The organism is Prosthecobacter sp. (genome assembly GCF_029946185.1).
In the GTDB taxonomy this organism is placed as follows: domain Bacteria; phylum Verrucomicrobiota; class Verrucomicrobiia; order Verrucomicrobiales; family Verrucomicrobiaceae; genus Prosthecobacter.
Map to the genome: position 1 here is coordinate 63,118 of NZ_JAQSEA010000029.1, position 11,410 is coordinate 74,527.

The 11,410-nt window shown below is 54.1% G+C and carries 11 protein-coding genes; 10 read left to right on the forward strand and 1 reads right to left on the reverse strand.

Annotation, left to right across the window (positions count from 1 at the left end; translation table 11 throughout):
* Positions 1-148 precede the first annotated feature (148 nt).
* Positions 149-1,486 carry a hypothetical protein gene (locus PSV43_RS01740; RefSeq protein ID WP_300193048.1) on the reverse strand — a complete coding sequence of 446 codons (1,338 nt, stop codon included), beginning with the start codon at positions 1,484-1,486 and terminating at the stop codon, positions 149-151.
* A gap of 119 nt (positions 1,487-1,605) precedes the next feature.
* On the opposite strand from PSV43_RS01740, the gene PSV43_RS01745 reads away from it, so the two are divergent.
* From PSV43_RS01745 to PSV43_RS01790, 10 genes are all read left to right on the forward strand, one after another.
* Positions 1,606-2,382: a PIG-L deacetylase family protein gene (locus PSV43_RS01745; RefSeq protein WP_300193050.1), complete on the forward strand. Its 777-nt coding sequence runs from the start codon at positions 1,606-1,608 to the stop codon at positions 2,380-2,382.
* 31 nt (positions 2,383-2,413) lie between these two features.
* A complete protein-coding gene (locus tag PSV43_RS01750) occupies positions 2,414-3,331 on the forward strand; it encodes a methyltransferase domain-containing protein (protein WP_300193052.1) in 918 nt (305 codons plus the stop codon).
* The gene (locus PSV43_RS01755) at positions 3,331-4,095 is read left to right on the forward strand and encodes a class I SAM-dependent methyltransferase (RefSeq protein WP_300193054.1); all 765 of its coding nucleotides are present in this window, start codon (positions 3,331-3,333) and stop codon (positions 4,093-4,095) included. Before PSV43_RS01750 ends, PSV43_RS01755 begins: the two co-directional genes overlap by 1 nt.
* Positions 4,092-4,691 (forward strand): serine acetyltransferase, encoded by a 600-nt coding sequence (locus tag PSV43_RS01760; RefSeq protein ID WP_300193056.1) that lies wholly within the window; start codon positions 4,092-4,094, stop codon positions 4,689-4,691. The genes PSV43_RS01755 and PSV43_RS01760 overlap by 4 nt, the downstream gene beginning before the upstream one ends.
* 569 nt (positions 4,692-5,260) lie before the next feature.
* Positions 5,261-6,562: a glycosyltransferase family 4 protein gene (locus PSV43_RS01765; RefSeq protein WP_300193058.1), complete on the forward strand. Its 1,302-nt coding sequence runs from the start codon at positions 5,261-5,263 to the stop codon at positions 6,560-6,562.
* Positions 6,563-6,833: 271 nt separating this feature from the next.
* A complete protein-coding gene (locus PSV43_RS01770) occupies positions 6,834-7,067 on the forward strand; it encodes a phosphopantetheine-binding protein (RefSeq protein WP_300193060.1) in 234 nt (77 codons plus the stop codon).
* A gap of 114 nt (positions 7,068-7,181) precedes the next feature.
* On the forward strand, positions 7,182-7,952 hold the full coding sequence (locus PSV43_RS01775; protein WP_300193062.1) for an SDR family NAD(P)-dependent oxidoreductase: 771 nt from the start codon (positions 7,182-7,184) through the stop codon (positions 7,950-7,952).
* Positions 7,953-8,198: 246 nt separating this feature from the next.
* A complete protein-coding gene (locus PSV43_RS01780) occupies positions 8,199-9,212 on the forward strand; it encodes a hypothetical protein (RefSeq protein ID WP_300193064.1) in 1,014 nt (337 codons plus the stop codon).
* A gap of 26 nt (positions 9,213-9,238) precedes the next feature.
* Positions 9,239-10,312 (forward strand): polysaccharide deacetylase family protein, encoded by a 1,074-nt coding sequence (locus tag PSV43_RS01785; protein WP_300193066.1) that lies wholly within the window; start codon positions 9,239-9,241, stop codon positions 10,310-10,312.
* Between the two features lie 11 nt (positions 10,313-10,323).
* A complete protein-coding gene (locus PSV43_RS01790; protein ID WP_300193068.1) occupies positions 10,324-11,334 on the forward strand; it encodes a ketoacyl-ACP synthase III in 1,011 nt (336 codons plus the stop codon).
* Positions 11,335-11,410: the final 76 nt, after the last annotated feature.

Genomic DNA, 11,410 nt, shown 5'->3' on the forward strand with positions numbered 1-11,410 from the left:
GCCCATGGATGCAGTCAATGGAGGTATACACCCGGCCACGAGAAGGAAGGTGCCCGTTGGTCCAGCCCGATTAGTTCTACCAGCAGTTTCCCCGCCAGCACCCACGATGAGCCAGCTTCGGGCACTGTGCGAATGCCTCTGCCATTCACTACCGCCAGCTTTCAGTGATGAGATCCACCGGAAAGACTGCGGGTATGCGCTCATGCAGTTCTGCATACACCGGCCGAAGCATGGCCTGATCTTCAGGCCGTGCGAAGGTGGGATGTGGTCGCCAAATGGGGAGTACAATGCCACCCGTCCAAGCTCGGTTTTCTTGAGCGTCCACCTGTTTGAAGTAGGCATCCAACTTCTCCAGGCTGCGATAACATGAGACATTCTTACTCGCCCAGTCCTGCGGTCGCAGGCTCGGTGCGCGTTCCAGCAGCGTGGCCATATCCTTCGCCACGCGGCCAGGGCGCAGCAGCATCCCCGTCTGCTCATTGATGTATGCCAGGGGACCGATGTGGGCGTCAGCACGCATCGCCAGCGCACTGCCTGCAAACAAAGACTCCACTGCCGCGACGCAGCATCCCTCACGGCGCGTCATGATCACTGAGACTTTAGCGTCGCACTGCAATTCCGCCACCTGCTGGATAGGAATGGACTGATACACCTCCAGTTCCTGCTTCACGCCAAGGTCACGGGCAATGCGGATCATGTCGTCCTTGTTCCTGATACCATCCGTCTGCCCAACCATCGTCACGCGCAGGTCGGCAGGCAGCTTCGTCAGCATGTCAAAAAATTCCCAATGTCGCTTAACCGGCCCCCAGAACGCCACCATCATGATGTCACGGGTACGTTCAGCCATTGGCTTGGGCTGGTAAAGGTCGGGCATGATCCAATCACATGGCATCACGGGCAGACACTTCAATCGGGGATGAAAACCTTCAAGGCTCGCATACTCGTCAGGGTTGCATGCCTGCACAAATACAGTGCCTGGTATCCGGGAAAGAGCCAGTGAGAGGGCTGCGTAGTTTGTCGGCGACGAACTCGATGAAAGCACGATGTGAAAACGTTCGGTAATCCACCGCAGCTGTTCATTGTCCGCTCCGACAAGAAGGCGAGCCCAATTGTATTCGAAAGTGAGCAAGAGTATCCCCTTCTCGCCGTTCGCCGCTGGTGCCTTCAGCACGATGGATCGGCTCAGTCCCGGAAGCTTCCGCATGAGCGGACCAAAGTGATGGTGGTCTGTCATCGTATCCCGCCATACATTCGTCGCGTCGATCCCAGGGCTCCGCCGCAGCATTTTGCACACCTTGTTTTTCGACCACTCGGAAACCATGAGCGCCATCCCTCGCGTCAGCTTCGCCGCCCGCACCGATGGCTTGCCCGACAGCACCCCTCTCACTACATTAGCCCAGCCTAGCGACTCGCGAACGAGCGGCGAATACTGGGCCTCCAGAACACGAACACGCGCTAGGTATTGATAGGACTTGAACAGGGACATGATGGGAGCAGGCGATAAATGCATGATCCACCCGCACCGTCCAGCGATGGATTCTTATAATCACAAACAAAACTCCCCATTGCTTCAGCACCTCGAATGCGTAAAAGTTACGCATTCTCATGCTTGCAACACTTAAGCGACTCCACTCCAAGTATAAGTTCCACAAGGTGCAAAACCTGCTTCGCTATACACGGACGTTTATGGGGAACAACGTCGGCTCCTGGCCCGATGGCATTGATGGGGCGGATATGGCCCTGCGCTTTCGCAATGTGGTGCTGCTCGCACCGCATCAAGACGACGAAGCCTTCGGACTCGGCGGCCTGCTATCAGCGTTCGCGGCGGGCGGATCGCAAGTGACCTTTACCTGGTTCAGCCGCGGGCAGGACCCCATCCGCGTTCCAGAAGCCAAGCGCATGATGGAAATCCTCGGCGCAAAGACCCATCAGGTGGACTGCTTTCCCATCGCCAGCGAACCGGTTGTCGTGGAAGAATCCATCGCCGTCATCGAAAAGCTGATCAAGGATGTAAAGCCCGACCTCATCTGCGTACCCTCGATCTTCGATAGCCACCTGGACCACATGCGGCTCAATCTCGCGGTGGACAAGGCTCTGCGCAGCACCTGCTATGACGGCATGATCCTTCAATACGAGGTCTGGAACACACTCATCCCGAACCTCCTGGTGGACATCTCAGCCTTTATCAACCAGAAACGCGCGTTGATGGAAGTCTTCCGATCACAGCTGAACCTCAACAACAAGGAATGTGAGCGGAACCGCAACTACATCGAACGCACCTTGTCACTGAATCGCTATCGCGGCATGCCCCATCGCGTCGATTACGCTGAGGGCTACATCCTGTGCACTGCCGATCAATTCCTCGGCTATCAGCAGACTTAACCCCCTCTATATCCTATAGACATCCCCCCTCATGAGCCCTCCCCTTCATCCATGCCCCCTCTGCGAGTCAGACGACACGACTGAGTTTCTTGTTCGTAACGTGCCCGGCATCTTTGAGTGCCAAAAATGTGGATTCCGTTTTGCAGACTCTTTCGACAGCGAGGACTCCGGACTCTATGACGCTTCGTTTGCCGACACTAATGTCCATCCCACCTATCAAAAATGCAATGGACGCTATGTCGTGCGCAACCGGGACAAGATGATTGCGCTTCTCAATAAGCTGGCCCGATTCAAACAAAACGGACGATTCTTGGACGTGGGTTGTAGTGCCGCATTTTTCCTTCTCGTGGCGCGCGAGTGTGGCTGGACACCTTATGGCGTGGAGATCGCACCATGGGCAGCCGAGTTTTCCCGCACTGAACTGGGCATGAATGTCTTCAACGGACGACTAGAAGACGCCAGCTTCCCGGACAATCACTTCGATGTCATCTTTAGCAGCCATGTCATGGAGCACATCCGCCGCCCGCTTGACTTGACACAGGAAATGGCTCGCGTGCTGCGGCCAGGTGGCGCGCATGTCACCGTGGTTCCCACTCAGTTCGCCGCGCCTAGTTGGAGGTTTGCCCATCGCTTTACCGGTGATCCTCCGCCGAAGCACACCTCGTTCTTCGATCACCGCACCTACACCGCCTTGCTGGAGCGCGCCGGTTTGAAAGTGACCAGCTACCAATACAACATCGAACTGGCGAAACTTCAGCGACTGCTGAAGCCGGAAGAACAATTGCTGGCAGAATGGCGTCAGGAAAAATCAACCTCGGAGAACGGCCCAGAGCGAGTCCCCCTCATTCCCCGCATCGCACGGCACTTCAAACCGCTGATCAACTACGTGGGCACGGCCATCAGCACGGGTGACGAAATAGTCGTCATCGCCGAGAAGGAGCATAACTGATGGCAATCGATCAGGCCGTGGACTTTGGCAAACCAAACGTAGAACTCTGCCATTCAATGCACAAACCCAGCCTTCGCAACGACCGGGAGCAAAGCCGGCTCAGCATCAATCAGTTCATCACGGCGCAGGCGGTGTCCCGTCTGACTGCTGGAATGAAGGTTCTGGATGCTGGGTCGGGCAACTTGAGCGAGCAAACGTTCCGCCTCGAGATCTTGGCCTCCGGTGCCACACTAACCACTTGTGATGCTAAGGCAAACGAAGGCGTCGATCACGTCGTTGATCTTCATGCACTGCCATTCCCCGATGCAGAGTTTGACCTGCTGCTCTGCGTTCAGGTGTTGGAACACATCCGCAATCCTGACCACGTATGCGCCGAGTTCTACCGTGTTTTAAAACCCGGCGGCGTAGCCATAGTGACGGTGCCACAGATCACACACACGCTCACTGACGGCGCACCGCCACACTACTTCAACTTCACCCGCTACGCCTTGGAAACTTGCCTCACAGACGCCGGGTTCAAGACGATCGCGCTCGAATCACAGGGCGGCGCATTCTGTGTTGCCGCACATATGCTCCACTATACCGTACCAGTGATCCGGGAATCAAAGATTCCCAGGCTATTGAAAACCATAGTCGTGCCCGTGTGCCGTGTGATGTTTGGCCTCGTACTGAAAACTTTTTTCAAAGCCATCGACCACCTCGATACGAAACAACGTTCCTCCCTAGGCTGGAACATCTGCGTCAGCAAACCCGCCACCCCATGACCTTTACTGAACTGCGCACCCTGATCGCGGCCGACCAGTTCCGTTACGAAGGACGAATTGGCTGGAAAAACTTTTTCAAGGAATGGTTTCAGGAGAGCGGCTTTCGTTTCACGGTCGTCATGCGATGGTGCGCATTCCTGCGCGCTCAATGGTGGAGCCGCTGGGTGATCTATCATCTCTTTCGCTGCTGGCACCGCCGGCAGCAGGTGAAATACAGCACCTACATCAGCTTCGAGTCGAAGATCGGCCCGGGCCTCTATCTAGGCCATTTGTGCTGCATCATCGTAAACACCCACGCTGAAATTGGACGGGACTGCACCCTGAGTCACGGTGTCACGATTGGTCAAACCAACAAACGCAGCAAGAACCCGGGCTGCCCGATCATTGGTGATCGTGTGTATCTCGGCTGCGGAGCAACAATTCTCGGTGCCATTACAGTCGCGGACGATTCCGTCACAGCTCCGAATTCCGTGGTGATTCACGATGTTTCACCCCGCGCCGTCGTATCAGGCATTCCAGCCAAGACAATTTCGCAAAAGGGCTCATCTGGCTATGTCGCATTCCCATCCAGACCATCGCCATCGATCGAAGCATGATACCGGTTGCGCATGCAATTATTACAAGCTAGCAAACCAGCCCAATGAGTCTGGATTTCCATGGAGCCGCTCTGCTCGCTTTCACCCATCAGCAGCAAATGCCAATGCATTTCGTTCTGCCACTAGGACGTCTGGGCAGCTTGGTCACTCACAAGTGGGGACTGCATCTTGATCAGACTTGTGATTTGGACCATGAAGACGGCATCTTAGAACACGTCTCTCAGTTTTCCCAGGCCTTCGCAAGCTGCATGTCACTCGTGAAAGTGAGTGATCAATTCATGTCCTCCCGCCTCGCAGACAGGAAAACTTTTGATGAGAGATCCTTCTATCATTGTCCGCAGCAAAGTGACTTCAGCATAGGGTCCAGATCTGGCGGGCGAGCCCACCCAAGCAGCTCTCTTCCGGGCCTCCTCAGTGCAATCGGCGAAAACGTATTCGTCAAAAGCTCCTTGCCAAAGCCTTGGATCGAAAACTGGCTTCGCCGCGCCAGCTGGCACAAAGATCCTGCCGCCGCCAGCGCAGGCATCGGGAGCCAGTCCCATCTTGAGTAAGCAAGCGTCATCCTCGTTATGAATCATAATAAGCAGCCTCAGACCCACCTTTATTTTACCGTACGCGAATTCGGTGGCCCAACCAATCCAAGCGATCCGCGAAAAATTCGGGCAGGCGGTTTTCTTCAAGTTCTGAATTACACCAGCAGATGGCGCAAAAACGGGGTGGTTTTTCATGTATGCATCCCCTGCGGCAGCGAGGAGCAACCTGGCACGGAGGAATTCGAATACGGTTTCTGGCATCGCTTCGCCAAACATTCCCAGCTCGGCCCCCAAAGTTATGGCAACGATGAGGCCTTAAAATTCGCAATCTCCACCATTGCAGCTACCCGACATAACAATGGTGAAGCGTCGCTGCTCATGCCCACCGAGCTAACTCCCACAAGCACACGCTTACTGCATGAAGCCACGGCAAGCGGCATTGCCTCGGTCATGCCCGTCCATATGTTCCCGGACCCCATACGCCGCTTCTCAATCCGTGAACATATACGCACGCTCCGCTTGCGTGAATGGTACAAGCCCGTCACCGCTCTGCACGCCAACTCTGAAGTGTCAGCCCAAGCCATGGCAGCAATGGCTGGCAAACCTCCTTCTTGGGCAAAAGTCATCGTCACCGGTGTTGACTTGTCGCGGTTCCGGCCGGTTGACAACGCTGAAGAAAAGGCGGATTTGCGTCAAAAACTGAACCTGCCAAAGGACAGATTGGTGGTACTCTTCGTGGGTGGTGCCACAGCAAGAAAGGGCGTGGATTTTCTCTTGGATGCTTGGGAAGAAATGATGGCCAAGCACAGTCTAAAAGCTACATTGCTGTTCGTTGGCGGTGATGCGAACCGCCCAGGTGTAGCCGCAGCGGACAAGTGTGCCTATAAAGCTTTTGCTGATCATTTCAGTCAGCGCCTGGCAGAAGTGAGTCAAACTTGTGATGTGCGTGTTCTGCCACACAACCTCACGGTGCAGGAATACTATCGTGCCGCCGATGTATTTGCATTCCCGTCCTTGCAAGAAGGCCTTCCGAATGCAGTCCTTGAAGCCATGGCTTCAGGCCTGCCCGTCGTCTCCAGCCGCTTCCTTGGCTTTCCTTATGAAGGGGGCGAGTTTGGTTTTGAGGGCCAGCATTTCATAAGCCTGCCTCGTGACACCGCCGCTTGGTCTGAGACGCTGGTTTCATTAGAACGCAACTCAGAACGTCGTGAGCGCATAGGTCTCGCCGCCCGCCGGTGGATGGAGTGCTATCAAGATCTGAATATGGTCACCGCCCAGTCCGCAGAGTTCTTTCATGGGCTTGCTCGTTCCTTGCATGCACGAAGCCGAACCCAATGAGCACCTCAAGATTTGAGCTAGGAGTAAAGTTTTGAGTTGTGGTGCCTGTGTGTTGAGTCAGAAACTCAACCACCATGCAATCCATTGAAATCGAAATCCATAAGATATCATTCCAGGGCACAAGACACGGGTCGCCTTGGATTCACACAAAGCGCTAAACGCCACTTAGAAACCAATGCGTTAAAAATTGCGCCGCAGCTGCTGAGGCGCGAGGCAACAAACTGATTGATAGCGAATCCTCCACCGCTAACTTTTACATATTTAATTATCCATGAACAAAATTGAATTCCACCGTTTAATCGATGAGATTATCGAATCCCCCCCAGCAACCATCACAGGAAATGAAATCCTTAGTGAAATCGCAGGATGGGATTCCCTGACGGTGGTTGCATTTCTGGCCGCTTTTGACAAGCAGTTCGGCGCGCCTCCGCCTCCCCAGGCACTGGCGGCATGTCGCACTGTCGCAGACCTAGCAGCCCTGGCAGGAGATAAACTGGCAGACTAGCTGCCCACCCTCAGCCCAAATATCCATCAGACAGGGCTCAATTTCCCTGCTTCCTCCATCAAACTTGGGCCGCTGGCAGTGCCTGAATTCATCAAAAACTAACCAACAAAAAGGATGGCCGCCATTTTTAACCCTCTAGATTTGACCGGCAAAACCATCCTCGTCACAGGTGCGTCGTCCGGCATTGGTCGAGACACGTGTGTAGTTCTGAGCCAACTCGGCGCGAAAGTCGTCCTCACTGGGCGCGATCGAAACCGCTTGGAAGAAACTCTAGCGTTGATGCAGCAGGCCGATCATAGCATCAGCCCCCATGATGTGACCAATCACAGTGAAACATCTCAGTGGATGTCAGATATCGTCTCCCGAACGGGGCCCTTGTTCGGACTCGTACATTTGGCCGGGATTAGTCATACGGAAGCCATTCGATTCCTCGATATGGACAAACTCGAAGAGGTTCTGGACTTGAATCTAAAGTCAGCATTTAGTCTTGTGAAGGCGTTCCGTCAAAAAAACATCCGCTCCATGCCTGAGGCCCGTGTCGTACTTACTTCATCAGTTAGTGGCATTCGCGGCTATCCAGGAATGGCTGCCTACGCCGCATCCAAAGGCGGGATCATCGCAATCACTAGGCCATTGGCCCTGGAACTGGCTAAAGAAAATATCCGGCTGAACTGTGTTACACCTGGTTTTGTACACACGGAGATGACCATTGAAATGCAGACCCTTCTTCCCGCGAAAGAGTTGGAAGCCGCGAAGCAAGCATACCCTCTTGGATTGGGAACACCGCGAGATATTTCTCTGCCGATCTGCTTTCTCCTTAGCCCCGCCTCGGCATGGATGACAGGCCAGTCAATCGTTATCGATGGTGGACTAACCATGAAGTAGCACGCGAATAACAGGCCCATTTGAGAACACTAAATCAAAGTTTAGATCTCCGCGATTATTCCAGAGCATTTGAATAGCTTTGGGTGAAAAGAGCCGTATTTTCGTTCTTGTATCAAGCCACACGCATTGGAATGCAACAATCACACGTCAATTTCACGATACCGACACCTACCTTAAAGGACGACAAATGGCCTCTTCCTTGCATTACGACAAACTCCTTTTTCCGGAGTATTGCGTCACTTCAATATGGCGAATTCCGACACATTTCAATTTTCGAAGCTAGAGCGGGAAGAACTGCCCGGCATTGGTGAATTGTTTTGGGATTTTCCAACGGGTGTTCGGTCCGAAAAATCTTGGAAAAGTCGTTTCACTCACTGGTGGGAAGCTAACCCGGCATTTTCAAATTTGTCGAGTTACGGTGCGAAGGTATCAACTGATAATCGCGTTGTTGGCATTATTTGCACGATTCCCATCCGAATTTGGCTCTCCGAAAAAGAAGCCATCGCCACCATTCGATCGACATGGCGGGTTCTAAAGGAATTCCGCAGTCAAAGCGTTCCCTTAATACTTTTTAGCGACTCACTTTTCCTTGGAGCCGTGAATCTCAACGGCACCCCCATTGATTCCATCCTCCCTCTGCTCAAATACTGTGGATGGACGCTGATTCGAGATCACATCGAGGTCACTGTCATTGCAGCAAGTCTGGTTGCAGTGGGTCGTCGAGTGTTGTCGCTACCCAATCGCCTCGTTGAAATGCCCCGGTTTATCTGCCCTGATCGCACCGTTGATGTGGAGGCCGCCATGGCTTCGGCCGATGCAACCTGGCAGGCAACGAGACACCTGTGCAAACACGGCCCAGTAAGAGACTCTCTCTACTATCGTTGGTATGCATTGGAAAATCCAACAATGCCTTTTACGTGGTTTTTCATACCTGGCGAGCATGATGAAAAGGGATTGTTTGCGCTCGCCACGCATTACGATGACGGCTCGTTGCATGTCATGGATTTCTGGCCTTGGAATGCGCCCGACGCATCCTTCAAAAAGATGATTCGTTTGATTGTAAAAACTGCGCGCAAGCATAGTTTCAGCGTGATTCGTGTACCTCATTTTTCAACGAACATTGGCCGAGCCTGCGGCAGCTTCCGATTGTCACGAAATTGCATTGCTCCCCAGCGCTTTTACATGCACCTGCCCAAGGAAATGGAACTGCCTGCTGATGGCGTCTGCTGGCCTTTGAACTGTGGCGACATTGGAATTTGAAACGCTTCAAAGAACGCTCTCCACGCATGAACACGGTTCTTCGAAAAGTAGTTACCACTCTTTATAAGAGGCCCCTGCTGAATAAAACAGCAAGCATCCTCGCCGACGGCCCTCTGTACCAGCCACTCATTCTGTTCTTCCACGGCGTGCAGGAGAAGATCATTGATCCGAGGATCCAAATGCTTCATTCCACGCTCGAAAATTTTGAACCCCTAGTGCACCATTTGAAGCGGCATTTTCATCTGATAGATGCAAACGAGTTGCATGCGAGGCTTCAAACTCGTAAGCCGGACCTGAGCCGGTGTGTGATGCTTACGTTTGACGATGGCTACCGCGACAACGCAACGATGGTGGCCCCGCTGCTTAGCAGCATGGGGATTCCCTTCACCATCTATCTGACGACTAGCGCGATAGGCACCGGCATACTGTTGCCGACTTTCGTTGCGCGGGCTGCTCTGACCCTCACTGACCGCAAATCGTGCAAACTCCCCGGCGTCGACCAAGAACTCGCCCTCGATAGCGAACCGCAGCGCCTTCGGGCCATTGCCAGGATAACTTCCGCGCTCAAAGAATGCACTACTTCAGCAGGCATCACGCTTACACATGAGTTGATGAAACTCTTGTCAGCGGACCAGTGGGCCGACATTCGGGAACGCTTCACCAGCGACCAGTTCATGACTTGGGAACAAGTCAGAGAAGTCAATTGCACCGGTGCTGTGATCGGTGCCCACGGGCACGAACATTTCCCCCTCAACCAGTCCCAAGGACGTGATGAAATCCGCCGGCAATTGACCACCTCCCGCGATCTTATCACCAAGCATACCGGCAGTTGCCACCACTACGCCTTCCCAAATGGCCAGCCTGAGGACATCTGTCCCGAAGCGCTTGCAGCAGTCGAGGCCGCTGGCTTTTCCACCGCAGTTACGACTTTGTCGGGTCCACTGGCGGCCTCCACCAGCCCCTTCTTGCTGCCACGTTCCTGCGTTTACACAGTGACCGGACTTCATCGTCGCATTCTAAGTTCCCGTTTCGACGGCTCTGCCCGAATACTTAAAGCATGGCAGACAGACTTGCTCCATCAAGCCAAAGGTCTTGCCTGACCCCTCACGACATGCTTTCAGTCACAATGAGCTACGCACGCATCCGCGCCATCGAGTATTACCTGCCTGAACGCACGCTCACCAATCAAGCTCTCGAAGAAACATTCCCAGAGTTGACGGCCGATCGAATCCTTGCCAAAACCGGGATCGCGACACGCCACATCGCCGCTGGTGATGAATGCGCTTCCGATCTCGCGGAAAAAGCGGCGAACCAGTTGTTCGACGCTGGTGCATGCAGCCGTGACGAGATTGATGCACTCGTGCTCTGCACGCAGTCCCCGGACTACTTCCTGCCTACCACCGCCTGCCTTTTGCAGACACGGCTCGGTCTGCGCACTTCTGTAGCCGCATTCGATTTCAATCTCGGCTGCTCGGGCTTTGTTTACGGACTCGGCATCGCCAAGGGCATGATTGAAACGGGGCAGGCAAAAAACGTGCTGCTCATCATGGCGGAGACCTACAGCAAGCATATTCATCCCGCTGACCGCAGCGTGGCAACTTTGTTCGGCGATGCAGCGGCAGCCACTTTGCTGAGCGCTGATGAAACAGTGGGAGGACCGTCGATAGGTCCATTCGTCTATGGTACCGATGGCCGGGGCGCCGAACATCTCATCGTGCGTGCAGGTGGGCAGAGGATGCCTGACGCCATCACAGCCGCGGACAAGCCTGGGCCGCAAAACCTGAGCATGAACGGTCCCGCAGTTTTCAACTTCACCCTGGAGACGGTTCCTGCATGCGTGGCGCAGCTCTGCGAGCGTGCCGGCATCACCCCGGATGATGTTGACCTCTTCGTTTTTCATCAAGCCAACGCCTACATGCTCGAACACCTGCGGCAAAAGATCGGAATCCCAGCGGAGAAATTCGCCGTATGCATCAAGGACTGTGGTAACACCGTGTCGGCCACCATTCCCATCGCCTTGCACGACGCACTGAAAAAGGGGCAGCTCCGCAGCGGCATGAAAGTCATGCTGGTTGGTTTCGGAGTCGGCTTATCATGGGGCGCTGTGATGGTGCAGTGGTGAAGCAAATCGAAAGCGGCATTTCGGCGGTCGAAAAGTTTGCATTTTTCATCGTGAGAGAAAGAGAATCAAATGGTGA

Coding starts and splice junctions, on each gene's coding strand:
- PSV43_RS01740 (WP_300193048.1), bottom strand. CDS start 1,486: ATGTCCCTGTTCAAGTCCTATCAATACCTAGCGCGTGTTCGTGTTCTG.
- PSV43_RS01745 (WP_300193050.1), top strand. CDS start 1,606: ATGCTTGCAACACTTAAGCGACTCCACTCCAAGTATAAGTTCCACAAG.
- PSV43_RS01750 (WP_300193052.1), top strand. CDS start 2,414: ATGAGCCCTCCCCTTCATCCATGCCCCCTCTGCGAGTCAGACGACACG.
- PSV43_RS01755 (WP_300193054.1), top strand. CDS start 3,331: ATGGCAATCGATCAGGCCGTGGACTTTGGCAAACCAAACGTAGAACTC.
- PSV43_RS01760 (WP_300193056.1), top strand. CDS start 4,092: ATGACCTTTACTGAACTGCGCACCCTGATCGCGGCCGACCAGTTCCGT.
- PSV43_RS01765 (WP_300193058.1), top strand. CDS start 5,261: ATGAATCATAATAAGCAGCCTCAGACCCACCTTTATTTTACCGTACGC.
- PSV43_RS01770 (WP_300193060.1), top strand. CDS start 6,834: ATGAACAAAATTGAATTCCACCGTTTAATCGATGAGATTATCGAATCC.
- PSV43_RS01775 (WP_300193062.1), top strand. CDS start 7,182: ATGGCCGCCATTTTTAACCCTCTAGATTTGACCGGCAAAACCATCCTC.
- PSV43_RS01780 (WP_300193064.1), top strand. CDS start 8,199: ATGGCGAATTCCGACACATTTCAATTTTCGAAGCTAGAGCGGGAAGAA.
- PSV43_RS01785 (WP_300193066.1), top strand. CDS start 9,239: ATGAACACGGTTCTTCGAAAAGTAGTTACCACTCTTTATAAGAGGCCC.
- PSV43_RS01790 (WP_300193068.1), top strand. CDS start 10,324: ATGCTTTCAGTCACAATGAGCTACGCACGCATCCGCGCCATCGAGTAT.